Consider the following 23,110-nt stretch of genomic DNA (forward strand, 5'->3'; position numbering starts at 1 on the left):
CCACCGCCGACTCACCGGCGTGGGGCTCGCGCTGTTGGAGACTAGGAGGCATGACGAGCATCAAGGGCTTCGACCACATCGGCGTGACCGTCTCCGACCTCGACGCGGCCACCGCCTTCTTCGTCGGGATCGGCCTGGAGGTCGAGGGGCGCGCGTCCGTCGAGGGCGAGTTCATCGAGACGGTGTGCGCCATCCCCGGCGCGCGGTGCGACATCGTCATGCTGCGGCCGCCGGGTGGGGGCACCGGGCTCGAGCTGGCCACCTTCGTGCGGCCCGACCATGCGCCGGGGTCCCCGGACGCGATGGCCAACGAGATCGGCCTGCGCAACGTCTGCTTCGAGATCACCGGTCTGCGGGCGACCGTCGACCGCCTCGCACAGGAGGGCTACGGCCTCGTCGGCGGGGTCGGCAACCACGAGGACACGTTCCTCATGGCCTACGTGCGCGGCCCCGACGGGATCGTGGTCTCGCTGGCCGAGCGCATCGGCTAGGCGGACTTCTTCTTCTTCGTCTCGCGCAGGACCAGCGTCGGCGCCACGTCGTCGTCGACGACCTCGCGGGTGACGATGACCTTCTCCACGTCACCGCGGCTGGGCACGTCGTACATCACGTAGAGGAGGACCTCCTCGATGATGGCGCGCAGCCCGCGCGCACCGGTGCCGCGCTCCATGGCCTTGTCGGCGATGGCCTCGATGGCGTCCGGGGTGAACTCCAGCTCGACGCCGTCGAGCTCGAAGAGCTTGCGGTACTGCTTCACGAGCGCGTTGCGCGGCTCGGTCAGGATCTGCACCAGGGCTTCCTGATCGAGCTTCGACACGCTGGCGATCAACGGGAGGCGGCCGATGAACTCGGGGATGAGACCGAACTTCGTGAGGTCCTCGGGCCGCACGAGCTGCAGCAGGTCCTCGGCCTCCTTCTCCTCCTTGCCGCGCACCTCGGCGGTGAAGCCGAGCGTCTTCTTGCCCACGCGCTGCTCGATGATGTGCTCGAGACCGGCGAAGGCGCCGCCGACGACGAAGAGGATGTTCGTCGTGTCGATCTGGATGAACTCCTGGTGCGGGTGCTTGCGCCCGCCCTGCGGCGGCACCGAGGCCGTCGTGCCCTCGATGATCTTCAGCAGCGCCTGCTGCACGCCCTCACCGGAGACGTCGCGCGTGATCGAAGGGTTCTCGGCCTTGCGGGCCACCTTGTCGATCTCGTCGATGTAGATGATGCCGGTCTCGGCCTTCTTGACGTCGTAGTCGGCGGCCTGGATCAGCTTGAGGAGGATGTTCTCCACGTCCTCGCCGACGTAGCCCGCCTCGGTCAGCGCCGTGGCGTCCGCGATGGCGAAGGGGACGTTGAGCATGCGGGCCAGCGTCTGCGCCAGGTAGGTCTTGCCGCAGCCGGTCGGGCCGATGACGAGGATGTTGGACTTGGCGACCTCGACGACCTCGTCCTTGGTGTGCTTGCCCTTGCCCTCGCCGATGCCCGACTGCACGCCGGCCTGCACCCGCTTGTAGTGGTTGTAGACGGCCACCGCGAGCGACTTCTTGGCCTGCTCCTGGCCGATCACGTAGGAGTTGAGGAAGTCGAAGATCTCCTTCGGCTTCGGCAGCTCGTCGAGCCCGACCTCGGTGCCCTCGTTGAGCTCTTCCTCGATGATCTCGTTGCAGAGATCGATGCACTCGTCGCAGATGTAGACGCCTGGACCCGCGATCAGCTTCTTGACCTGCTTCTGGCTCTTTCCGCAGAAAGAGCACTTGAGCAGGTCGCCTCCGTCACCGATGCGTGCCACGGGCGGTACTCCTCACGTAATTCGGACTCCCCGACGGTACTCCCTGGCGGCCCCTCGAAGGGAGGGGACACGAGCGGCGCGTCGGGCGGATCATGCTGGGGTCAGGAAGTGAGAACGGGCGTGCCCTTGAGCGAGGCGAGCACCGAGTCGATCAGACCGTATTCGATCGCCTGCTCCGCGGTGAGGATCTTGTCGCGCTCGATGTCGCGGCTGACCTCCTCGATCGACTTGTTGCTGTGGTCGCTGATCATCTTCTCGAGCATCTCGCGCATGCGCAGGATCTCGTTGGCCTGGATCTCGATGTCGGAGGTCTGGCCGAAGGTGCCCTCGGTGTAGGGCTGGTGGATGAGGATCCGGCTGTTGGGCAGCGCGAGCCGCTTGCCGTGGGTGCCTGCAGCGAGCAGGATCGCGGCCGCCGAGGCGGCCTGTCCGATGCACACCGTCTGCACGTCGGGCTTGATGAACTGGATGGTGTCGTAGATCGCGGTCAGCGCCGTGAACGAGCCGCCCGGGCTGTTGATGTAGATGCTGATGTCCTGGTCGGGGTTCATCGACTGCAGGCAGAGCAGCTGGGCGATGACGGCGTTGGCCACGTCGTCGGAGATCGGCGTGCCGAGGTAGATGATGCGGTCCTCGAACAGCTTGGCGTAGGGGTCGATGCGCCGGAAGCCGTAGGACGTGCGCTCTTCCCACTGCGGGATGTAGTAGTTCATGTGCTCAGTCCTTCTTGTGGGCGGGGCGGCCCTGGTCGGCGGCCTGGCGAGCGCTGGTGATGACGTCGTCGACCAGGCCGTACTCCTTGGCCTCGTCGGCGGTGAACCACCGGTCGCGGTCGGCGTCGTTGGTCACCTGCTCGACCGACTGGCCGGTGTGCTGCGAGATGAGCTCGAGCAGCACCTTCTTGATGTGCAGCGACTGCTGGGCCTGGATCTTGATGTCGGAGGCCGAGCCGCCCATGCCCGAGGAGGGCTGGTGCATCATGATCCGCGCGTGGGGCAGGGCGTAGCGCTTGCCCTTCGCGCCGGCACACAGCAGGAACTGGCCCATCGAGGCGGCCAGACCCATGCCGACCGTCGCCACGTCGTTGGGGATGTAGTTCATGGTGTCGTAGATCGCCATGCCGGCGTCGACCGAGCCGCCGGGGCTGTTGATGTGGAGGAAGATGTCCGCCTCGGGGTCCTCCGCCGACAGGAGCAGCAGCTGGGCGCAGATCGCGTTGGCGTTCTGGTCGCGGACCTCGGAGCCGAGGAAGACGATCCGCTCCTTGAGCAACCGGCCGTAGATGTTGTCGTCGAGCAGGTTGAGCCCGGACGCGCCATTCATCGCGGGGCCACTGGGAATCTGAGTCACGTGGCGACCCTAGCCGTCCGAGGGCCCCGAACCACGGGATCTCGGGCCCTGTTCGCCGACAGCGGACAGGGGGCGCTCAGGCCTCGGCGGCTGCCTTGAGCCCGGCCACCGTGCGGGCCATGCCCTGCTCGAGCTCGTCGGCGTGCTCGACACTGCCGCCGAGGAACGCCGGCGCGAAGGCCCTGCTCATCAAGGTGACCGATCCCGGCACCGGCCGGCGGTGGACCACGCGCGTCCGGGCGCCGGCGTCGACCTCCTCGAGCTCCCAGATCCACCGGGCGCCGCTGGACTTGGTGTCCCACGCCAGCTTCCGCCCCGGCACGACGGCGGCGACGACCGAGCGGGTCGGCCAGACGACGGCCTTGCGGCGGTTGATGCCGAGGTACCACTGCCCGACGCGCAGGCCGCCGCGCTTCAGCGGGACCATCCGGACGAGCTCGGGGCTCCACTCGCGCATCCGCGACAGGTCGGTGAGCAGCTCCCAGACCCGGTCCGGCGCAGCGTCGAAGATGGCCTCTGCCCGCAGCTCGCGGTCCGCCCGTGCATCCGTCACGCGGTCGATCGTGGCAGATCCGGCGTCAGGCGAGCCAGCGTTCCAAGGCGTGGAGGACCTCGGGGTGGTTGAGCACCCCGAAGTGGTCGGTGCTGCCGACGTGGAGCACCTCGGCGTCGGGGAACAGCTCGGCACCCCGCTTGTCGCGCCCGACAGCGGAGTGCGGACGCACCAGGTAGTCGCCGACGTAGTTGCCGACCGGGTGCCGTGCCGACTTGGTCAAGGTGGCGGCCACCAGGCGGTAGCGAGCCTCCTTGAGCGGCGGCAGCTCGTCGACGTACCCGTCGACCAGGTCGCGCACGCCTTCGGACCGCCGGTCGAGGATCTTGCCGAAGGCGGAGGTCTCGGGCAGCAGCGCCAGGAACCGGCTGCCGTGGCCGATGCCCCAGGCGATCGGGGCGCCGCGGTGCGGGGCACAGAGCGTGACGACGTCCGTCAGCCGGTCGGTCCATGCCGGCCCGTCGGTCTCCAGCACGTTGGTCGCGGCCCGCATGATGAGGCCGCCCATCGAGTGGCCGACGAGCGCGATCCGCTCGACCGGCACCGGCCACGAGGCCACCAGGTCGCGCAACAGGCCCGCGAGCTCGACGCCGTTCTGGCGGATGGGGAGGCCGGTGTTGGCCCGCAGGTAGACCGGGCTCCAGCCCTGCGCGGCCAGCGCCTCGCCGTACGTCGTGCCGGTGCGCTCACGGAAGTAGCCCCAGTAGGACTCGTTCTCGCACAGGCCGTGGAGGAACACGACGAGGCGACCGGTCGCCTCGGGGAACGTCGCCGCAAGGGTGTCACGATCGATCGGTACGTCGTGCCCGTCGATGCGCACGGCCATCGGGATCGCGAGCTGCGGCCGCTCGCGCAACAGCTCGTCGCCGATCAGACCGTTGACGGCCGAGGACACGAAGCGGCCCCGCACGTCGTCCTCGAGGCGCGGACCCGCGCCGGCCGCAGCCATCTTGTCGAAACCGCGGCTGCTCCCCCGCAGCGCGAGGCCGAGGCCGCCGTACACAGCTCCTGCGATGCCCTGGTGCAGCGCCTCGACGGGCGCGGCCGCCCGTCCGAGGCCGAGGCCGACGACTCCGTGGATCCGCCGGGCGACCGCCCGGTGGGTGTCCCGTGCCGTGCCGACGAGGATCTCGTCGGCGGCCGTGGCGGCGAGGGACAGCGCGTCGAAGACCGAGGCGCCCTGCGGCGGGGCGGCGGTGTCGGTGAGGACCATGGAAATCACCCTAGACCGTCAGTGCACGACTGTGCACTGGGGTGGCGCGTGTTGTGGGCGCGAGCCGCGGGATGTAACTCAGTGTTCTGTGCGCTCCCCCGGCAAAAGAAGCGCTCCCTCGGTGCTGTGACTGGTCACAACACCGAGGGAGCGCACTCAGGTCCGAGGGAGCGTTCGTAACCCTGAGTTACAGCTCGCGTGGCGCGCGGCGCACCAGGAGGTACGCCGCGACCGGGTCGATCAGTCCTCCGAGGACGTCTCCTCGGCACTCTCGCCGGCCTCGGCCGACGCGACCTCGGCAGCCTCGGCGGCGTCGTCCTCCGGGTCGCCGATGGTGCCGTCGGGGCGCAGGTTCTTCAGCTCGACGACGTTGCCCGAGGCGTCCTTGACCACGGCGCTCTCGACCAGCTGGGCGAGCGCCTTGCCGCGGCGGATCTCCTGGACCATCTCGGGCACGTGGTTGTGCTCGAGCATGTGGTTGACGAACTCCTGCGGGTCCTGGCCCGACTGCTGCGCACGCCGCACCATGTGCTGGGTGAGCTCGCCCTGGTCGACGCCGATCTCGCCCTTGTCGGCGATCTCGTCGAGCAGGAACTGGGCCGCGACGGCGTCGCGCACGCGGCGCTCGAGCTCGGCCTCGAACTCCTCCTGGGTCTGCTCCTCGTCCTCGAGGTACTTCTCCAGGGACATGCCGGCATAGGCCAGCTGCTGCTCGACGCTCTGGCGCCGCGCGTTGAGCTCCTCGGTGACCAGGGACTCGGGCAGCGGGATCTCGACCTTCTCCAGCAGCGCCTCGAGGACCGCGTCGCGAGCGGCGGCCGCCTGCTCGAGGCGCTTGCCGCGGGTCAGCCGCTCGCGCACGTCGTCGGTGAGCTCGGCGATGGTGTCGAACTCCGAGGCCATCTGCGCGAAGTCGTCGTCGAGCTCGGGGAGCTCCTGCTCCTGCACCTGGTTGACCGAGACGGAGACCTCGACGTCCTCGCCGACCAGGTCGCCGTTGACGAGCTGGGAGGTGAAGACCTTGTCGTCGCCGGCGGACAGTCCGACGAGCGCCTCGTCGAGGCCCTCGATCATGCCGCCGCGACCGACCTGGTAGGAGAAGCCGGTGATCTCGGCGCCGTCGACGGTCTCGCCGTCCTTGGTCGCCTTGAGGTCGATGACGACGAAGTCGTCGTCCTTCGCCGGGCGCTCGACGTCGAGCAGCGTCGCGAAGCGGGTGCGGAGCGCGTCGACCTGCTCGGTGACGTCGTCGTCGGTGACCTCGATGTCCTCGACCTCGGCCTCGAGGCCGGCGGTGTCGGGGACGGTGATCTCCGGCTTGATGTCGACCTCGGCGGTGAACTCGAGCGGGCCGTCGTCCTCGTACTTGATGACCTCGACCTCGGGCTGCGCCAGCGGCGTCAGGTCGTTGGCCTGCAGCGCCTCGACGTACTTGGTGCCGAGGATGTCGTTGAGGGCCTCGTCACGCGCGGCTCCGGGGAACTGGCGCTCGATGATCTGCGGCGGCACCTTGCCACGGCGGAACCCGGGGATGTTGATCTGCTGCGCGATCTTCTGGTACGCCGCGTCGAGGCTCGGCTTGAGCTCCTCGAAGGGCACCTCGACGGTCAGCTTGGCCCTGGTCGGGCTCAAGGTCTCGACGGCGCTCTTCACAGGCTTTCTCCTTCAATGAATGGGTGATGCGTCGGGGCGACAGGACTCGAACCTGCGATCTCCTGCTCCCAAAGCAGGCGCGCTAGCCACTACGCTACGCCCCGCCAAGAGGCACCCGACGGCCCGTCTGGGGTCGCCGGAGGCTCCTTGGAGCGGATGACGGGAATCGAACCCGCGTAGCCAGTTTGGAAGACTGGGGCTCTACCATTGAGCTACATCCGCGCGCGTGGAAATCGCGGGTGTCATCGTGCCACAGGAGAGTCGACCCTCCCCAACCGGCGAGGCTGCGTGGACCTCGGCCGTCAGCGGCGGTGGACCAGCAGGAGGGCCCGGTCGTCGTCGCGCGAGCCGACCTTCGCGGCCAGCCGCTCGGCCAGTCCGTCGAAGGACTGGCGGAAGAGGTCCTCGGCCGTGCCGAGCATCTCGTCGATCCCGAGCTCGATGTCGCGCCGCGGCTCCTCGACCATCCCGTCGGTGTAGAGCAGCAGCGCGTCGCCGGAGCTGAGGCGGCCGACCAGGGGCTCGTACGACACCCCGTCGATCAGGCCCAGGACGGGACCCTCGGTCTTGAGGACGTGCCAGCGGCCCGAGCCGGCGGACCGGTGGACGGGCGGCGGGTGACCCGCGGTCCGCAGCTCGTAGTCGCCGGTGCCGAGGTCGAGGGAGAGGTGCACGGCGGTCGCGAAGCCCTCCTCCCAGTCGCGCTGCAGGAGGTACTCGTTAGCAGCTGCGAGGAAGCGGTCGGCCGGGAGCGCGGCGAGCAGGCCGCCCATCGCGCCGGAGAGCTGGAGCGCCCGGGTGCCGGCGGCCTCGCCCTTGCCGGAGACATCGACGACCGCGACCTCGAGCCGGCCGCCGTCCGCCCGGGTGGTCGCGACGACGAAGTCACCCGCGAACGGCGAGCCACCGGCCGAGGACAGGGCGGACTCGACCAGCCAGGTGTCGGGGAGCTTCGGGATCGTGCCCTGGGCGAGGATCCGGTCGCGCAGGTCGACCAGCATCGACTCGCCCCTGCGGAAGCCGATGCCCAGCGGGCTGCGACGCGACAGGCGCAGGAGCGCCACGATGCAGAGGACGAGCAGCAGCGCGAGGCCGCCGGCGACCCCTTGCCAGACCGTCATCGCGCCGCCCTCGACCGGAAGGCCGGCTGGCACCGGCTGCACCAGAACAGGTTGCGGCCGCCGAGCACCTCGGTGCGGACCGCGCGCCCGCAGACGTGGCACGGCTGGCCGGTGCGGCGGTAGACGTAGACCTCGCCGCCGTGGTCGTCCTTGCGCGGCGGCCTCCCCATCGCCTCGGGCGTGTGCTCGGGACGGACGGTGTCGATGGTGCCGCTGCGCACCCCGTCCTGCATCAGCTCGACCAGGTCGGCCCACATCGCGCGCCACTGCCCGACCCGCAGCGTGCGGCCCGGGCGCAGCGGGTGGATCCGGTGGCGGAAGAGCAGCTCGGCCCGGTAGACGTTGCCGACCCCGGCGACCACCTCCTGGTCCATCAGGAGGGTGCCGATCGGCGCGCTGCTGCGGCCGATCCGGGCCCACGCGCGGTCGGGATCGGCGTCGGGACGCAACGGGTCGGGCCCGGTGCGCGCGACGACGGCCTCGCGCTCGGCCGCCGTCACGAGTGCGCAGGTCGTGGCGCCCCGCAGGTCGCCGTACGCCTTGCCGTCGGTCCGGACGATCCGCAACCGCACCTGACCTACGGGTGGCGGGACCTCCTCGACCGGCGCGTGGATGTCGAAGGTGCCGTAGAGACCGAGGTGGATGTGCACGAAGCGCTCGGCGCCGAAGTCGATGAACAGGTGCTTCCCCCACGTCTCGGCGCCGCGCACCACCGCGCCGTCGAGCTGCGCCGCGGCATCGGCGAAGCGTCCCTGCGGGCTGCCGACGCGCACCTGCTCGTCACCGAAGACGTCGGACACCTGCCGGGCGAGCCGGTGGAGGGTGTGCCCCTCAGGCATCGTCGGCCGCGGCGGGGGCCGACTGGGCGGAGGCCGGCAGCGGGGGGAGCTTGCCGGTGGTCTCGTACGACGACAGCTGGCCGATCCGCCGCGCGTGCCGCTCCTCGCCGGTGAAGGGCGTGGTCAGGAAGACCTCCACCAGGCGGGTCAGCTCGTCGAGCGGGTGCATCCGGCCGCCCACGGCCACGACCCAGGCGTCGTTGTGCTCCCGGGCCAGGGCCGCGGTCTCCTCCGACCACGCCAGCGCCGCGCGGATCCCCTCGACCTTGTTGGCCGCGATCTGCTCGCCGTTGCCGGAGCCGCCGATCACGACTCCGAGACTGTCGAGGCCGGCCGCTCGGTCGGCGGCGACTCCCTCGGCAGCACGGAGGCAGAAGACGGGGTAGTCGTCGAGCGCGTCGTAGACGAACGGGCCGTGGTCGACGGGCTCATGGTCGTGGTCGACGAGCCACTGCACGAGGTGGCTCTTGAGCTCGAGACCGGCATGGTCGCAACCGAGGTGGACGCGCATGGCGGTCATCCTCTCAGAACCGGTGGAGGCGCCGCGCAGCCTCTGCCACCGACCCGCTCATGGACGGGTAGACCGTGAACGCGTGCGAGAGCTGGTCGGCCGTGAGCGACTCCGCGACCGCGAGCGAGAGCGGGTGGATGAGCTCGCTGGCGCGCGGCCCGACCACCACGCCGCCGACGATGATGCCCGTCCCTGGACGGCAGAAGACCTTCACGAAGCCGTCGCGCACGCCCTGCATCTTGGCCCGCGCGTTCCCCGAGAGCGGCAGCATCACCGTCTCTGCCTGCATCTCCCCCGCGTCGATCGCCTTCTGCGACCACCCGACGGTCGCGATCTCGGGCGAGGTGAAGACGTTGGACGAGACCTGCTTGAGGTCGAGCGGCTGGACGCTGTCGCCGAGGAAGTGCCACATGGCGATCCGGCCCTGCATCGCGGCGACCGAGGCGAGCATCAGCACGCCGGTGCAGTCACCGGCGGAGTAGACCCCCCGCGCCGACGTACGGGAGACGCGGTCGACCTTGATGAAGCCGCCGTCGCCGGTGACGACCCCCGCCTCCTCCAGGCCGAGGTCGGCGGTGTTGGGCACCGAGCCGAGCGCGAGGACGCAGTGCGATCCCTGGACCTCCCGGCCATCGGTGAGCCGGACCGTGACGACGTCGCCCGCCCGGGTCACCGACTCCATCCGCGACTGCGGGAGCACGTTCATGCCACGCCGGGTGAGCACGTCCTCCAACACCTGCGCCGCCTCGGCGTCCTCGCCGGGCAGCACCCGGTCGCGGGAGGAGACAAGGGTGACCGGGATCCCGAGTGCGAGGTAGGCGCTCGCGAACTCCGCGCCCGTCACGCCGGAGCCGACGACGACCAGCTCGGTCGGCACCTCCGTGAGGTCGTAGACCTGCTCCCAGGTCAGGATCCGCTCTCCGTCGGGCACTGCGGTCGGCAGCGTGCGCGGCGCGGCCCCCGTTGCGATGAGCACGGCGTCGGCCGCCAGCGTCTCCGAACCGCCGTCCGCCAGCTCGGCGACCACGGTGCCCGGACCGTCCAGCCGCCCCCGGCCGCGCACGACCCGCACCCCGTCGCGCTCCAGCCGCCGCGCGATGTCGGCCGACTGCGCCAGCGCGAGGCTCTTCACCCGCTCGTTGACCTTGTGGAGGTCGACCGTCGGCGGGTCGCTCAGGATGCCGAGCTCCCCCGCGGCGGCGTACTCGGTCATCACCTCGGCCGTGGCGATCAGCGTCTTGCTCGGCACGCAGTCGGTGATGACCGCGGACCCCCCGATGCCGTCGGTGTCGACGACCGTGACCTCCGCGCCCAGCTGGGCAGCCACCAGGGCCGACTCGTAGCCGCCCGGACCGCCCCCGATGATGACCACGCTCGACATGGCGGTCATTGTTGCAGGGCTGGCCTCGATGCTGGGGGCTGCTCCCGCGGCGACGTGGTCGCTGTAACTCAGTGTTCGGTCCGCTCCCGCGGGGCAACGACCACTCCCTGGGTGCTGTGACCAGTCACAGCGCCGAGGGAGCGAACCCAACGCCCAGGTAGCTCCCCGCGCCCGGTCACCGCGCCAGGTAGGCCTCGACGGCAGCGTTGACGATCCGCGCGGGCGTGGTGCCCTGCTCGCGCGCGGCGGCGGCGACGCGGGTCCGCAGCGCGGCGTCGACCGCGCAGTCGTCAGGGACGGCCGCCGGCGCGGTGCGGCCCGGCCGGTCGACCGCGCGGCCGAACGCGCCGAGGGCGATCAGCGTCACGCTGCCGAGCACGTCGAGGATCGCGAGCACCCCGAGGAGCCGCCAGAACCCGCCGCCGGGGAGCTCGTCGTTCATCACCGCGCCGACAAGCATCAGCGCGACCACGCCGGCCGTCGCGAGCGTGCCCACGAGAGCCCCCTCGCGACCGGTCCCGTCGACGAGGGCGATCAGCAACGACGCCTGCGCGAGCGTGAACGCGATGATGGTGGCCGAGAGCATCAGCTGCCACGTGTCGCCGAGGTCATCACCCCAGACCATCGCCAGAGCAGCCATCGTGGCGGCGGCGGAGACGGCGGCGCCGAGCCAGCCCACGAGGGCGAGCCGGTGGCCGTCGAGGGCCAGGTAGCAGAGCATCGCCATCGACTCGATCCCGATGACGACGGTCGTCAGGAGGATCCGGGCTTCGGTGTCGCCGAACGACCCCGCCCCGACGAGGGCTCCGATGCCGAGCAGAGCGGCGATCGAGAACGACGTGATGACGCTGCCGACGACCAGCGGACGGAATTCCTTCATGCGTCCAGGGTCGCCGGCGCGGGGGCTCGAGGGATGAGCACGCGTACTCAACTCGGCCTGGCTCGGCCTGGCTCGGCTCGGCTCGGCCCGGCTCGGGGGCACTACCTCGGTGGTCGTCGTACTCCCTGGGTGCTGTGACCGGTCACAGCACCGAGGAGGCGATCGTTGCGCCGCGGGAGCGGACCGAACACTGAGTTACAGCGGGCGCGCGCCGCGGGCGGGCGGGCGCGCGGCGCGGGCGGAGCCGCGGGCGCCCGGACGGCGGCTACAGGTTGATCATGTGGCCGGCGATGCCGTGGATCGCTTCCTTGACCGCCTCGGTGAGGGTCGGGTGGGCGAAGACGTTGCGGCCGACCTCGTCGGCGGTGAGGTCCCACTTCTGGGCCAGGGTCAGCGCGGGGAGCAGCTCGGTGACGTCGGGGCCGATCATGTGGGCGCCGAGGATCTCGTTGTGCTCGGCGTCGGCGACGATCTTCACGAAGCCGACCCCTTCGCCGAGGCCCTGGGCCTTGCCGTTGGCCGAGAACGGGAACGAGGCGGTCTTGACGTCGTACCCCTTGTCCTTCGCCTGCTGCTCGCTGTAGCCGAACGAGCCGATCTGCGGCTGGCAGTAGGTCGCGCGCGGGACGAAGTCGTACTCGACCGGCATCGTCTCGGCTCCGGCGATGGTCTCAGCGGCGACGATGCCCTGCGCCTCGGCGACGTGGGCCAGCATCATCTTGCCGGTGCAGTCGCCGATGGCGTAGACGCCCTCGACGTTGGTGCGGCAGTAGTCGTCGATCTCGACGGCACCGCGCTCGGTGAGCTTCACGCCGGCCGCGTCGAGCCCGTAGCCCTCCACGCGCGGAGCGAAGCCGAAGGCCGCGAGGAACTTGTCGGCCTCGAGCACCTGCTCCTCGCCCTCGCCCGAGGCGGGCGCGACGGTTACCTTGACGCCGGAGCCGGTGTCCTCGACGTTCTTCACCGCGGTCGAGGTGAGCACCTTCACGCCGAGCTTCTTGTAGTGCTTGAGGAGCTCCTTGGACACGTCGGCGTCCTCGGTGGGGACCATCCGGTCGAGGTACTCCACGATCGTCACGTCGACGCCGAAGTTCTTCATCACGTAGGCGAACTCGACGCCGATCGCGCCGGAGCCGCCGATGATCATCGAGCCGGGGATCTCTGAGTCGAGGATCTGCTCCTCGTAGGTGACGACGTTGTCGCTCAGCGTCACGCCGGGCACCAGGCGCACGGTCGCGCCGGCGGCGATGATCAGGCTGTCGCAGGTGTACGACGTCGTGCTGCCGTCCTGCTCGACGTCGACCGCCTTCGGGCCGGTGAGCGTGCCCCAGCCGTCGATCTCGGTGATCTTGTTCTTCTTCATCAGGTAGTGGACGCCCTTGACGATCCCCTCGCTGACCTTGCGGGAGCGCGCGTGCGTCGGCCCGAACGACATCGTCGCGTCGCCCTCGATGCCGTACTTGTCCTTCTCGTGGTTGAGCGTGTGGGCGAGCTCGGCGTTCTTCAACAGCGCCTTCGAGGGGATGCAGCCCACGTTGAGGCACACGCCGCCCCAGTACTTCTTCTCCACCACGGCGACCGACTTGCCGAGCTGGGCGGCGCGGATGGCGGCGACGTAGCCACCGGGGCCGGCACCGAGGACGAGGACATCGAAGTGCGTGCTCACGAGGCGAGCCTACTCAGCCGGATAACCTGACGCCGTGCCGACCTACGCCGCGTATGGGACCAACCTCGATCCGGCTCGGATGGGCGAGCGGTGCCCCCACTCGCCGCTGCAGACCACGGGCTGGCTGACCGGATGGCGACTCACCTTCGGGGGCGAGGAGCACGGCTGGGACGGCTCGCTCGCGACGATCGTGCAGGACCCTCTGGAGCAGGTCTTCGTCGCGCTCTACGACGTGAGCACGCAGGACGAGCCGCTCCTCGACCAGTGGGAGTCGGCCGACTCCGGCCTCTACCGCAAGACCAAGGTGCGGGTCGCCACGCTGACCGGCTCGGTCGTCGCCTGGACCTACGTGCTCGACGCCTACGAGGGCGGCCTCCCGTCGGCCTCGTACCTCGGTGTGCTCGCCGACGCCGCGGAGGCGGCCGACGCGCCGGCCGACTACGTGGCCGCACTGCGCCGGCGGGCGTGCCGGTCGACCGGCCTGTAACCCGGCCCACTGCGGCGTCGTTGGACCCGCATGACGCCGCTCCCCCGTCTCGCCTCGATCGGCTGTGCCCTCGCGGCCGCGGTCGCTGCCTTCGCCGTACCCACCCCGGACGCGCCGGCCTCGGCCTCCCCGACCGCCGCGTCCACCGCGACCGAGCGGCACGCCGGCGACCTCGCGCCGCGCGAGGACCTCGACGCACCGCTGCCTCGCGGCCTCCGCGACGTGATGTGGGTCGGCAACAACTGGGACGGCACGGCGAGCATCGTGGACGCACGCACCTACGAGGTGCTGAAGAAGGGCGTCGACCTGGTCCCCGACAAGGCCCAGGAGCTGCGCGACATCCGGCTCAACCCGGTGAAGCTGGCGCTCTTCCTCGCGATCCGCGTCGGCCCGGGAGAGGGCCACGACCAGTTCGTCGACGACATGTTCACCACGCGCAACGGTCGCTACCTCGCCGTGTCGCGCCCGAGCTTCGCCGACGTGGTCTGGATCGACATCAAGAAGGCCACGCTCGGGCTGCCCGGATCGATCGTGCGCGAGCAGCCGATGGACGGCTACCGCAGCGACCACATGGCGCTCTCCCCCGGCGGCACCCGGTTGCTCGTGTCGGACTCGACGTCGCGGCAGGTCATCGAGTACGCCATGGTCGACCAGACGCTCGCCGACGGCACCCCGGTGAAGATGGGCGACCGGCTGCGGACGTTCGAGTCCGGTGAGACGCCGCACGAGAGCAACTACGCCAAGCGCGGCAGCGAGATCTTCCACGCCTCGATCGGCAAGGTCTACACGCCCGGCGACGGCACCGCCGCGCTCGACGCGATCCTCGACCCGCTCAGCGACTCGGTGAAGGGCGACCGCTGGTTCGAGATCGTGCGGGCCAAGGACTTCGCGATCCTCAAGCGCTGGGACATCGGCGAGGAGCTCGCCGAGGCGGGCTACCCCAACATGAGCAGCGCCGTGCGTCCGATGGCGATCGCGCCCGGCGGGCGCTACGTCTACTTCCAGGTGTCGTTCTTCCACGGCTACGTGAAGTTCGACACCCAGGCTCCCGACCTCAACGGCCACGCCGACTACACGCTCCGCGGCATGCCGGAGCCGTCGACCGGACGCGTCGTCGGCATCGTCAACCTGCAGAACCGCGTGCCCACGATGCCGCGCGACCTCTACGTCAACGACTCCGCCCACCACGGCCTGTCGATCAACAGCGCCGGCACCACGCTCTGCGTCGCCGGCACGATGGACGACTACGCCGCCCTGGTCGACGTCGCAACGGGCACCGCGACCTACTACGACGAGGCCTCCACCGGCCACGCCTACGACAAGCCGTACTGGACCACCGAGGGCCTCGACGACACCTGCTGGATCTCGTTGAGCGGCAGCGACGCGGTGGCCGTGCTCGACACCACCACCGGCGAGGAGCTGGCCTTCGACGGCGTCGGCAACCACCCGCAGCGGGTCCGGCACGGTTACGTGCCGGAGTCGACGATCGCGCAGTGGTGACGACCGTCGCGGGCTAACCTCCTCCACGTGACCGACCCCTCGCCGTACGACCTCGCCCAGCAGGCGGCCGCCCGACTCGCGGAGCTCACCGGCACCGCCCGGCACGACATCGCGCTCGTGCTCGGCTCCGGCTGGCTCCCCGCCGCCGAGATGCTCGGCGAGACCACCGCGGAGATCGACACCACCGACCTGCCGGGCTTCAGCGCCGCCGCGGTCGCCGGCCACTCGGGCAAGATCCGCTCGGTCCGCGTGGGCGGTCCCGACGGGCAGCAGGCGCTGGTCTTCCTCAGCCGCACCCACTACTACGAGGGCAAGGGTGTCGCGGCCGTGGTCCACGGCGTGCGTACGGCGGCAGCGGCCGGCTGCCGCGCGATCGTGCTCACCAACGGGTGCGGCGGTCTCAAGGAGACCTGGACGCCCGGCACGCCGGTGCTGATCAGCGACCACATCAACCTGACCGGCAAGTCGCCCATCGAGGGCGCCAACTTCGTCGACCTGACCGACCTCTACTCCAGCCGCCTGCGCGGCATCTGCAAGGAGATCGACCCCTCCCTCGACGAGGGCGTCTACTGCCAGTTCCCCGGGCCGCACTACGAGACGCCCGCGGAGATCGGCATGGTGCGCGCGATCGGCGGTCACCTCGCCGGCATGAGCACCACGCTGGAGGCCATCGCCGCCCGCGAGGCCGGGATGGAGATCCTCGGCATCAGCCTGGTCACCAACCTGGCGGCGGGCATGAGCGGCGCGCCGCTCGACCACGCCGAGGTGCTCGAGGCGGGCCGGGCCGCGGCCACCCGGATGGGCGAGCTGCTCACCCGGGTCGTGCCCCGCATCTGAGCGCGGCTCAGCGCACCGGCGGCAACGGCCCGAAGACCCGGTTGCAGCCGCCGCCCTTGCATCGCGACAGCACCGCGGTGCGGTGGGTCAGTGCCTTGCGGACCCGCCGGTAGTCGCGGTCCCAGAACCGGTTGTGCAGCGCGTCGGGATCGGTCCTGCGGTCGAAGAGGATGCCCTTGCGCGGCTGGCCGGCCCGATAGCCGAAGAGGTAGCGGTCGGTGGTGACGCCCCGGTAGGCCCACCCGGGGGTCGAGTCGCGCATCCGGTCGCCGGTCTGCACCAGGATCGTGTCGCGGAGCCGCCTGTCGTGCGCCCGCATCCGCTCGAGGCTGATGCCGTCGACCCGCTGCCCCGGGAGCGCGTCGCCCCAGTCGGCGAAGGTCGCGACCAGGTCGACCAGCGTGACCGGCGTGTCGTCCACCGTGCCCGGGTGGTAGCCGGGACCGCGGATGACCAGCGGCACGTCGAGGACCTGGTCGACGAGGTAGTTCTTCCCCTTCAGGCGGTGCTCGCCGAGGGCGAAGCCGTTGTCGGAGGTGAAGACGAGGTAGGTGTTGTCGAGCTCGCCCAGCCGGTCGAGCTCGCGGACCGTGTGCGCGACCGCGTCGTCGACCGACCGCAGCGCGCGCAGCCGGGCACGGAAGAGCTTGGCCGTCCACGCCCGACCGACCCTCGGCTTGCGCATCGACCTCGGCAGGTCGCCCACCCGCCGCTCGTTGAAGGCCGGTGAGTCGAAGACCGGCGGCCGGAGGTCGCTGTAGAGGTCGGCGTACTTCTGCTGCGCCACCGGCAGGTGCGGCGCCTGCAGCGTGACGTGCGGCGCGACGTGGTTGATCACGGTGAAGAACGGCCGGTTGCTCCGCGCGAACTGCTCGAAGGCGTCGTCGGAGCGCTGCTCCATGGTGCGCGTCACGTACTGGTGGCGCACGCGGTCGCCGTTGAAGAAGCGACCCCGCTCGTAGGTGTAGATGCCGCTGAGCTGGGCGTCCCAGATCGTCCAGCCCTCGGGCGCCCGCAGCGGGCGGGCGTGCTCGTAGCCGTTGAGGTACTTCCCGTGGTACGACGTCCGGTAGCCCGCCGCCTTCAGCCAGCGCCCGATGTTCTGGTCGGGCTGGAGCAGCGCCTTGAACCCGCCGAACGGCCCGTCGTTGTGGCGCACGCCGTTGTTCTGGCCGTACTGGCCCGACGACAGCTCCGCGCGTGCCGGGCAGCACAGCGGGTGGGGCGACAGTGCGTGGGTGAAGCTGACCCCCTGGTCGACCAGGAGGCGCTGGGTCTTCGGCATGTACTGCAGCTCGTCGGTCCGCATGTCGTCGGTGAGGATCAGCACGATGTTGGGCCGGCGCGCGGCAGCGGAGTCCTTGGCCAGTGACGGCGACGGCCCGCGGGTGCTCGCGAAGGCGCTGGTCACGACGGCGACCAGCACGATCACCGCGGCAACGACCGCGCCCCTCGTCGACCTCACCCGAAGAAGTTAGCCGAGAGGGTGGTAGTCCCGGTGCCGATCTCGCCGAACCCACACCGCGTCGTCGGTCTGCGTGCCCTCCGCCGCCAGCTGACGTTTGAGGACCTTGTTGGTCGCCGTGCTCGGCAGCTCCTTCGACAGCCGGACGTAGGCCGGCCACGCCTTCGGTGACAGGTCGGGCTGTTCGCCCAGGAAGCCCTCGAGCTCCTCGGGAGCCAGCTGCGCGCCGTCCCGGAGCACCAGCGCGGCCATGACCTGGTCGCCGACGAGCGGGTCGGGGACGCCGTACACCGCGACCTGGCTGATCGCGGCGTGACGCAGCAGGATCCGCTCGATCGGCGCGGTCGCCAGGTTCTCGCCGTCGACGCGCAGCCAGTCGGAGGTGCGGCCCGCGAGGTGGACGAACCCGTCGGCGTCGCGGTAGGCGAGGTCGCCGGACCAGTACATCCCTCCCTGCATCCGCTCCCGGGTCGCCGCCTCGTCGTTGTAGTAGCCGGCGAAGAACCCCGCGCCGGTGGTGTTGACCAGCTCGCCGACGCACTCATCGAGGTTGGTCACCCGACCGGTGTCGTCGACGATCGCGCGCGGGCACTCGGTGCCGGTCGCGCGGTCGTAGACGGCGACGCCCTCGGCGGGGCGGCCGATCGAGCCCGGCGGCGTCTCCGGCACCCGGGTGACCACCACGGCGTTCTCGGTCGAGCCGAACCCGTCCGCGACGACGCAGCCGAACCTCCGGCCGAACTCGGCGATGTCGCGGTCGGACGCCTCGTTGCCGAAAGCCACCCGCAGCGGGTTGTCCGCGTCGTCGGTCTGCTCGGCGGTGGCGAGGACGTAGGCGAGCGGCTTGCCGACGTAATTGAGGTACGTCGCCCCGTGACGCCGTACGTCGGCGAGGAACCCGCTCGCACTGAACCTGCGCGCGAGGGCGAGCGTCGCGCCCGCGGCCGCGGCCGGCGCGAAACCCGCCGCGATCGCGTTGCTGTGGAAGAGGGGCATCGAGCAGTAGCAGACGTCCTCCGCGGTCAGCCCGAAGCGCTCGACCAGCATGGTGCCCGCGAAGACCGGCATCCGGTGGGTCAGCCGCACGGCCTTCGGGTCGCCGCTGGTGCCCGAGGTGAAGATCAGCATGAACGTGTCGGAGGGATCGGCGTCCGGGAAGCCGTCGGTGGTGCGCGGGGCGGCCGCGACCCGGTCCGCCCACTCCGCGTCGTCCGTCAGCACGACCGGGACGCCGAGGTCGAGACCGTCGAGCAGCGGCAGGTGCTCGCCGTCGGTCAGCACCACCTGGCAGTCGGCCCGCCGGATGTCGGCGGCGAGCGCCTCGCCCCGGCGGGTGGCGTTGATGCCCACGCTGACGTGACCGCCGATCGCGCCCGCGGCGATCGCCATCGCCATCTCAGGGATGTTCTCCATCAGCAGGCCGACGTGCGGCGGGGCGTCCGGGGCCAGCACGTCCTTCAGCACGTGGGCCCGGGCGGCCGACGCGCCGACGTACTCCTGCCAGGTCCAGGTGCGGTCCTCGAACGCCAGCCCCGGTGCGGTGCTGTCGGCGTGGGCCAGCAGCAGGTCGCGGACGGTCGCCGGCGCGGTCATCGCACGGCCTCCAGCCGGGCCCGCAGGCCTTCCTCGCAGCCCTGCATCATCCGGTGGTGGTTCCAGCGCAGGAGCGGTCGCGCCACCAGCGACGCCGCGGCGAGGGCACCGGTCACGGCCACCTCCTGCTCGAAGTCGGTGCGGGTGCCGCCCTCGACCGGGGCCAGGGTCCAGCGCACCCAGCCCTCCAGGTCACCGCTGACGGCGACCTCCAACCGGGGCGCCTCGCGGGAGACGGCGTCGAGCACCAGGTCGAGGGTGTAGGGCAGCACCGAGCGGCACAGCACGCGCGCCGTGTCGGGGCCGAGCCTGGCGACCGCGCGCACCTGCGGCCACCAGTCGGGGTAGTGCTCGAGGTCGAGGACGGTCTCCGCGACCGCGGAGGGCGCGGCCGGGGTCACCCAGGACGCACGGAAGGAGTACGACGCCTGCACGCCGCAATCCTGTCCTACCGTTCAGCAGGCATACGTGCCGGTGCGCACGGCGGGCGTGGTCGGCGCGACCTTGCCGTTCTTCAGGTTGTAGCCGCGCACCCAGTCGATCTTCACGACGGACTTGTTCATCTCGACGTTGCGGTCGGCGCCCACCAGGCGCATGCGCACCGTCATCGGCACCGTCGGCCGCGCGGCGCTCGCACCCAGGGACCCGATCACCTGGCCGTTGAGGAACCAGGTGATCCGCTTGCCGGTGATCTCCAGACCGTAGGCGTAGCCGTTGCTCGTGCTCTGCGGGTAGCCGGTGAGCGTGCGCGCCCAGCTGCCGCCGGAGGTCTTGGCGCCGATCGTCAGCGTCCCGTTGCTCGGGGAGACCTCGGCGATCCGGATGTTGTTGGCGCACGCGTCGGACCCGTCCTCGGGGACCAGCTCGATGATGAAGCGGTAGTCCTTGCCGGGGCTGAGGTCGTCCGGGGTGTCGGCGCGCTCCTTGATCTCCCAACGGCCCTGCTGCATGCCCTTGCCGTGCAGGGTGAGCATGCTGGTGCCGTAGTCGGGCGCGTCGAGCTTGTTGCGGATCACGCCGCTGTGGAACTCCACCCCGCCGCCGTACTTCACGACGCGGCCGCTGCCGTCGGTGTACTCCTCCCACGTGCCGCCCCGGCGGGACTGGCCGCGGTAGGCCGCGCTGTCGAAGGACTCGCCGAACTCCCAGGCGTAGTCCCACTGGACGAAACGCCACTGGAACTTCTGGCCCGCGGTGGCGCCGTCCCCCGCCAGCTGGGCGGCTCGGGTCGTGTGCGTCGGCGCCTCGGCGGTGCCGGGCGCGAGGGCGGCCGGGCCGACGACGAGCGCGGTCGCCGCCACGGCGACGCGGAGGGCGAGGCCCCGGGTGAGTGCCTTCATCACCGCTCCCCTCCCGTCTTCGGGTCGGGCGGTGTGGTCACGGTGTCGTGGGCATCGCCGACGAGGCTGTAGACGCCGTCACTGCTCACCGCGAACACCGTGTAGCTGACCGTGCTCCCCCCGGAGAACGGCCCGAGGTCGTCGGTGTACGACGTGTCGCCGGCCAGCGGCCGGGCGATCTCGCCGCGGTAGCCAGGCGCGCCACCGCCGAAGGTGCGGGCGACCACGTAGTGGTCGATCCCTGGCACCGGTCGCCACGACAGATCAACGGTCGAGGGCGCGGGAGCCTTCGCCGAGACGCCCAGCGGCGACGCCGGACGGTCCACCACCTTCAGGTGGTAGGGGAACGTGAAGAACTCCCCGATCTCGCACGGCTGCTGACCGACGCACTGGCCGGCGTTGGCCGGGATGTACTTCTCCATCCGCACCCGGTAGTCGCCGGCGACCTGCTTGAGGTCGGCGACGCCGTCGAAGGTGATCGCGCCGTCCTTGCCCAGGGTGCCTCGCAGCAGGTCGGTCCACGCGCCGGGACCGGTCCGTCGCTGCAGCGTCATGAGCCGGCCCGGGAGGGGCGGCTTGTTCTCACCCTTCGCGCCGTGCACGGTGTCGACCTTGAGCGTGAAGCCCTCGCCCTTGACCGCGATGCCCTCGGCGATCGTCTCGTCCAGAGCCGGCACGCCGTCGGGCGTCAGGGTCTCGTAGACCCGCACGTCGGCATCCTGGTGCTTGCTCGTGAAGTGGTGGGCCGGGCTCGCGCCCTTGCCGCTCACGACGCGGAAGTAGACCGCGTTCATGGCCGGCGAGGGGAACCAGAAGTCGAAGTGCCCGCGCGCGTCGGTCGACCCGACGTTGGAGTTCTCCACGTCCGCCCAGGCCGAGCCGAGCTTCCCGGTGCGCTGCAGGTGGATCTTCTGCGGCGAGCCCGTGCTGTAGTCGAGGGTGCCGACCCAGTGGGCGGGCGTGCCGCCGTACCACCCGGCGCCGGGCGTCACGTCGAGGGACGCGCGCTGCGCGGCGCCTTCGCTGCTGGGAGCGAAGGCGAACATCGCCGCGACGAGCCCGAGGACCGGTAGCCACCCGATGGCCACGGCTTTGTGATTCATGTGAGCGAAACCTCCAGAGGGAACCTCCACGGTGCCACGACGGCGGCGGATTCGCAGGCGTTCGCGGGAAGTGGTTGACGCTTCAGCGACCGCTTCCTACTAACGTGCGGGCCATGGCATCTCCCGACGTCGACGTCCTGCTGACCCGCGCTCGTGGCTGGATGGCCGAGGATCCCGACGAGCAGACGCGCGCCGAGCTCGGCGACCTGGTCGCGCGGGTCGAGGGCGGCGCGTCCGCGGAGGACGCCGCCGACCTCGCCGACCGGTTCCGCGGCACGCTCGAGTTCGGCACCGCCGGCCTGCGGGGTGCGCTCGGCGCGGGGCCGAACCGGATGAACCGCGTCGTGGTGATCCGCGCCGCCGCCGGCCTGGCCGCCTACCTGCGGGACAAGGGCGCGGCCACGGGGAGCACGGTGGTGATCGGGTACGACGCGCGCCACAACTCCGACGTGTTCGCCCGCGACACCGCGGAGGTCATGAGCGGCGCCGGGCTCGTCCCGCTGCTGCTGCCCCGCCCGCTGCCGACCCCCGTGCTGGCCTACGCCATCCGCGAGCTCGACAGCGTCGCCGGCGTCATGGTGACGGCGAGCCACAACCCGCCCCAGGACAACGGCTACAAGGTCTACCTCGGCGACGGGAGCCAGATCGTGCCGCCGGCCGACGGCGAGATCGCGGCCCGCATCGCTGCCGTGGGGACCCTGGCCTCCGTGCCGCGGCTGCCGCTGGACGCCCACGGAGGTCGGGTGCTGCGCGAGGACGTCGTCGACTCCTACCTCGACACCGTCGCCGGCCTCGCCGACGACGGCCCCCGCGACCTGGCCACGGTCTACACCCCGTTGCACGGCGTCGGCGGCAGCTCGGTCGCCCAGGTGATGGAGACCGCCGGCTTCGACGCGCCGCAGGTGGTCGAGCAGCAGGAGCACCCCGACCCGGACTTCCCGACCGTCGCCTTCCCCAACCCGGAGGAGCCGGGTGCGATGGACCTCGCGATGGCCCTCGCCGAGCGCACCCACGCCGACTTGGTCGTCGCCAACGATCCCGACGCGGACCGCTGTGCCGCCGCCGTACCCACGTCCGAGGGGTGGCGGATGCTGCGCGGCGACGAGGTCGGCGCGCTGCTCGCCTCCCACCTGCTGAAGCGCGGCAAGGAGGGGACCTACGCCACCTCGATCGTGTCCTCGTCCCTGCTGGGGAAGCTGGCGGCCGCCGCCGGCCAGGAGTACGTCGAGACCCTCACCGGCTTCAAGTGGATCGGCCGCCTCCCGGGGCTGGCCTTCGGCTACGAGGAGGCGCTCGGCTACTGCGTCGACCCCGAGCACGTGAAGGACAAGGACGGCGTCTCCGCGCTGCTGCTGCTGTGCGAGCTGGCCGCCGAGGCGAAGGCCGCGGGCCGCACCCTCCAGGACCTCCTCGACGACATCGCCGTCGAGCACGGGTTGCACGTGACCGACCAGCTGTCGGTGCGGGTGTCCGACCTCTCCCAGATCGGCACCGCCATGACCCGGCTCCGCGACACCCCGCCGACCTCCCTCGGCGGGCTCGCCGTCGAGCGCACCGACGACCTCTCGACCGGCGCCGGTGGGCTCCCGCCCACCGACGGGCTGCGCTACCACCTCGCCGAGGGCGCCCGGGTGATCGTCCGGCCGAGCGGCACCGAGCCCAAGCTCAAGTGCTACCTCGAGGTCGTCCTGCCGGTCGCCGACGGCGACGTGGCCACCGCTCGCGAGGCCGCCGGCCGGACCCTCGCCGCCCTCAAGTCCGACATCGGCGGCGCCCTCGGGCTCTAGCCGGGAGCGGACGCTCCTACGGTGCGGGCGCTGCGGCAGGGGTGCCGGTGGCAC

At 71.1% G+C, this 23,110-nt stretch carries 22 protein-coding genes and 2 tRNA genes; 5 read left to right on the forward strand and 19 right to left on the reverse strand.

Annotated elements, in window-relative coordinates:
- The first annotated feature begins 50 nt into the window (after positions 1 to 50).
- Positions 51 to 491 carry a VOC family protein gene (locus tag ACAX67_RS11495; protein WP_370703982.1) on the forward strand — a complete coding sequence of 147 codons (441 nt, stop codon included), beginning with the start codon at positions 51 to 53 and terminating at the stop codon, positions 489 to 491.
- On the opposite strand, the gene clpX is transcribed toward ACAX67_RS11495, so the two are convergent.
- From clpX to lpdA, 14 genes are all read right to left on the reverse strand, one after another.
- On the reverse strand, positions 488 to 1,777 hold the full coding sequence (gene clpX, locus ACAX67_RS11500; RefSeq protein ID WP_370703983.1) for an ATP-dependent Clp protease ATP-binding subunit ClpX: 1,290 nt from the start codon (positions 1,775 to 1,777) through the stop codon (positions 488 to 490). The two genes, ACAX67_RS11495 and clpX, sit on opposite strands and share 4 nt — an antisense overlap.
- Before the next feature lie 101 nt (positions 1,778 to 1,878).
- Positions 1,879 to 2,490 carry an ATP-dependent Clp protease proteolytic subunit gene (locus ACAX67_RS11505; protein ID WP_370703984.1) on the reverse strand — a complete coding sequence of 204 codons (612 nt, stop codon included), beginning with the start codon at positions 2,488 to 2,490 and terminating at the stop codon, positions 1,879 to 1,881.
- A 4-nt stretch (positions 2,491 to 2,494) separates the two neighbouring features.
- Positions 2,495 to 3,100 (reverse strand): ATP-dependent Clp protease proteolytic subunit, encoded by a 606-nt coding sequence (locus ACAX67_RS11510; RefSeq protein WP_370704536.1) that lies wholly within the window; start codon positions 3,098 to 3,100, stop codon positions 2,495 to 2,497.
- A gap of 103 nt (positions 3,101 to 3,203) precedes the next feature.
- Positions 3,204 to 3,680, reverse strand: a complete 477-nt coding sequence (locus tag ACAX67_RS11515; protein WP_370703985.1) for an SRPBCC family protein — start codon at positions 3,678 to 3,680, stop codon at positions 3,204 to 3,206.
- 25 nt (positions 3,681 to 3,705) lie between these two features.
- Positions 3,706 to 4,893, reverse strand: a complete 1,188-nt coding sequence (locus ACAX67_RS11520) for an esterase/lipase family protein (protein ID WP_370703986.1) — start codon at positions 4,891 to 4,893, stop codon at positions 3,706 to 3,708.
- 240 nt (positions 4,894 to 5,133) lie between these two features.
- Positions 5,134 to 6,546: a trigger factor gene (gene tig / locus ACAX67_RS11525; RefSeq protein ID WP_370703987.1), complete on the reverse strand. Its 1,413-nt coding sequence runs from the start codon at positions 6,544 to 6,546 to the stop codon at positions 5,134 to 5,136.
- A gap of 31 nt (positions 6,547 to 6,577) precedes the next feature.
- A tRNA-Pro gene (locus ACAX67_RS11530) sits at positions 6,578 to 6,650 on the reverse strand.
- A gap of 44 nt (positions 6,651 to 6,694) precedes the next feature.
- Positions 6,695 to 6,768: transfer RNA gene (locus ACAX67_RS11535), tRNA-Gly, on the reverse strand.
- 80 nt (positions 6,769 to 6,848) lie between these two features.
- The gene (locus tag ACAX67_RS11540; RefSeq protein WP_370703988.1) at positions 6,849 to 7,667 is read right to left on the reverse strand and encodes a PP2C family protein-serine/threonine phosphatase; all 819 of its coding nucleotides are present in this window, start codon (positions 7,665 to 7,667) and stop codon (positions 6,849 to 6,851) included.
- Entirely contained in the window at positions 7,664 to 8,506 is an 843-nt protein-coding gene (locus tag ACAX67_RS11545) for an Fpg/Nei family DNA glycosylase (RefSeq protein ID WP_370703989.1), read from the reverse strand. The genes ACAX67_RS11540 and ACAX67_RS11545 overlap by 4 nt, the downstream gene beginning before the upstream one ends.
- Complete coding sequence (locus ACAX67_RS11550; RefSeq protein ID WP_370703990.1) at positions 8,499 to 9,017, reverse strand: ribose-5-phosphate isomerase; 519 nt, start codon at positions 9,015 to 9,017, stop codon at positions 8,499 to 8,501. The genes ACAX67_RS11545 and ACAX67_RS11550 overlap by 8 nt, the downstream gene beginning before the upstream one ends.
- A gap of 13 nt (positions 9,018 to 9,030) precedes the next feature.
- On the reverse strand, positions 9,031 to 10,398 hold the full coding sequence (locus ACAX67_RS11555; protein ID WP_370703991.1) for an NAD(P)H-quinone dehydrogenase: 1,368 nt from the start codon (positions 10,396 to 10,398) through the stop codon (positions 9,031 to 9,033).
- A 175-nt stretch (positions 10,399 to 10,573) separates the two neighbouring features.
- Positions 10,574 to 11,278 carry a hypothetical protein gene (locus ACAX67_RS11560; RefSeq protein ID WP_370703992.1) on the reverse strand — a complete coding sequence of 235 codons (705 nt, stop codon included), beginning with the start codon at positions 11,276 to 11,278 and terminating at the stop codon, positions 10,574 to 10,576.
- A 265-nt stretch (positions 11,279 to 11,543) separates the two neighbouring features.
- On the reverse strand, positions 11,544 to 12,944 hold the full coding sequence (gene lpdA, locus ACAX67_RS11565) for a dihydrolipoyl dehydrogenase (RefSeq protein ID WP_370703993.1): 1,401 nt from the start codon (positions 12,942 to 12,944) through the stop codon (positions 11,544 to 11,546).
- A 34-nt stretch (positions 12,945 to 12,978) separates the two neighbouring features.
- Here lpdA and ACAX67_RS11570 point away from each other — a divergent pair, with 34 nt between their 5' ends.
- From ACAX67_RS11570 to ACAX67_RS11580, 3 genes are read left to right on the forward strand one after another with little or no spacing between them, the layout of a single operon-like run.
- Positions 12,979 to 13,431: a gamma-glutamylcyclotransferase family protein gene (locus ACAX67_RS11570; RefSeq protein WP_370703994.1), complete on the forward strand. Its 453-nt coding sequence runs from the start codon at positions 12,979 to 12,981 to the stop codon at positions 13,429 to 13,431.
- Positions 13,432 to 13,461: 30 nt separating this feature from the next.
- A complete protein-coding gene (locus ACAX67_RS11575; RefSeq protein ID WP_370703995.1) occupies positions 13,462 to 14,931 on the forward strand; it encodes a YncE family protein in 1,470 nt (489 codons plus the stop codon).
- Between the two features lie 27 nt (positions 14,932 to 14,958).
- The gene (locus ACAX67_RS11580) at positions 14,959 to 15,768 is read left to right on the forward strand and encodes a purine-nucleoside phosphorylase (protein ID WP_370703996.1); all 810 of its coding nucleotides are present in this window, start codon (positions 14,959 to 14,961) and stop codon (positions 15,766 to 15,768) included.
- A 7-nt stretch (positions 15,769 to 15,775) separates the two neighbouring features.
- On the opposite strand, the gene ACAX67_RS11585 is transcribed toward ACAX67_RS11580, so the two are convergent.
- From ACAX67_RS11585 to ACAX67_RS11605, 5 genes are read right to left on the reverse strand one after another with little or no spacing between them, the layout of a single operon-like run.
- Entirely contained in the window at positions 15,776 to 17,233 is a 1,458-nt protein-coding gene (locus ACAX67_RS11585; protein WP_370703997.1) for a sulfatase family protein, read from the reverse strand.
- Between the two features lie 9 nt (positions 17,234 to 17,242).
- Positions 17,243 to 18,826, reverse strand: coding sequence for a long-chain-fatty-acid--CoA ligase (locus ACAX67_RS11590; RefSeq protein WP_370703998.1), 1,584 nt, complete (start codon positions 18,824 to 18,826; stop codon positions 17,243 to 17,245).
- Positions 18,823 to 19,260 carry an SRPBCC family protein gene (locus tag ACAX67_RS11595; protein ID WP_370703999.1) on the reverse strand — a complete coding sequence of 146 codons (438 nt, stop codon included), beginning with the start codon at positions 19,258 to 19,260 and terminating at the stop codon, positions 18,823 to 18,825. The genes ACAX67_RS11590 and ACAX67_RS11595 overlap by 4 nt, the downstream gene beginning before the upstream one ends.
- A gap of 21 nt (positions 19,261 to 19,281) precedes the next feature.
- Positions 19,282 to 20,166, reverse strand: a complete 885-nt coding sequence (locus ACAX67_RS11600) for a LamG domain-containing protein (protein ID WP_370704000.1) — start codon at positions 20,164 to 20,166, stop codon at positions 19,282 to 19,284.
- Complete coding sequence (locus ACAX67_RS11605; protein ID WP_370704001.1) at positions 20,166 to 21,269, reverse strand: hypothetical protein; 1,104 nt, start codon at positions 21,267 to 21,269, stop codon at positions 20,166 to 20,168. Before ACAX67_RS11605 ends, ACAX67_RS11600 begins: the two co-directional genes overlap by 1 nt.
- A gap of 113 nt (positions 21,270 to 21,382) precedes the next feature.
- Here ACAX67_RS11605 and ACAX67_RS11610 point away from each other — a divergent pair, with 113 nt between their 5' ends.
- On the forward strand, positions 21,383 to 23,056 hold the full coding sequence (locus ACAX67_RS11610) for a phospho-sugar mutase (RefSeq protein WP_370704002.1): 1,674 nt from the start codon (positions 21,383 to 21,385) through the stop codon (positions 23,054 to 23,056).
- Positions 23,057 to 23,110 lie beyond the last annotated feature (54 nt).

Source organism: Nocardioides candidus, assembly GCF_041321175.1.
In the GTDB taxonomy this organism is placed as follows: domain Bacteria; phylum Actinomycetota; class Actinomycetes; order Propionibacteriales; family Nocardioidaceae; genus Nocardioides.

Coding starts and splice junctions, on each gene's coding strand:
- ACAX67_RS11495 (WP_370703982.1), top strand. CDS start 51: ATGACGAGCATCAAGGGCTTCGACCACATCGGCGTGACCGTCTCCGAC.
- ACAX67_RS11505 (WP_370703984.1), bottom strand. CDS start 2,490: ATGAACTACTACATCCCGCAGTGGGAAGAGCGCACGTCCTACGGCTTC.
- ACAX67_RS11510 (WP_370704536.1), bottom strand. CDS start 3,100: ATGAATGGCGCGTCCGGGCTCAACCTGCTCGACGACAACATCTACGGC.
- ACAX67_RS11520 (WP_370703986.1), bottom strand. CDS start 4,893: ATGGTCCTCACCGACACCGCCGCCCCGCCGCAGGGCGCCTCGGTCTTC.
- ACAX67_RS11540 (WP_370703988.1), bottom strand. CDS start 7,667: ATGACGGTCTGGCAAGGGGTCGCCGGCGGCCTCGCGCTGCTGCTCGTC.
- ACAX67_RS11545 (WP_370703989.1), bottom strand. CDS start 8,506: ATGCCTGAGGGGCACACCCTCCACCGGCTCGCCCGGCAGGTGTCCGAC.
- ACAX67_RS11550 (WP_370703990.1), bottom strand. CDS start 9,017: ATGCGCGTCCACCTCGGTTGCGACCATGCCGGTCTCGAGCTCAAGAGC.
- ACAX67_RS11555 (WP_370703991.1), bottom strand. CDS start 10,398: ATGTCGAGCGTGGTCATCATCGGGGGCGGTCCGGGCGGCTACGAGTCG.
- ACAX67_RS11560 (WP_370703992.1), bottom strand. CDS start 11,278: ATGAAGGAATTCCGTCCGCTGGTCGTCGGCAGCGTCATCACGTCGTTC.
- ACAX67_RS11575 (WP_370703995.1), top strand. CDS start 13,462: ATGACGCCGCTCCCCCGTCTCGCCTCGATCGGCTGTGCCCTCGCGGCC.
- ACAX67_RS11590 (WP_370703998.1), bottom strand. CDS start 18,826: ATGACCGCGCCGGCGACCGTCCGCGACCTGCTGCTGGCCCACGCCGAC.
- ACAX67_RS11600 (WP_370704000.1), bottom strand. CDS start 20,166: ATGAAGGCACTCACCCGGGGCCTCGCCCTCCGCGTCGCCGTGGCGGCG.
- ACAX67_RS11605 (WP_370704001.1), bottom strand. CDS start 21,269: ATGAATCACAAAGCCGTGGCCATCGGGTGGCTACCGGTCCTCGGGCTC.
- ACAX67_RS11610 (WP_370704002.1), top strand. CDS start 21,383: ATGGCATCTCCCGACGTCGACGTCCTGCTGACCCGCGCTCGTGGCTGG.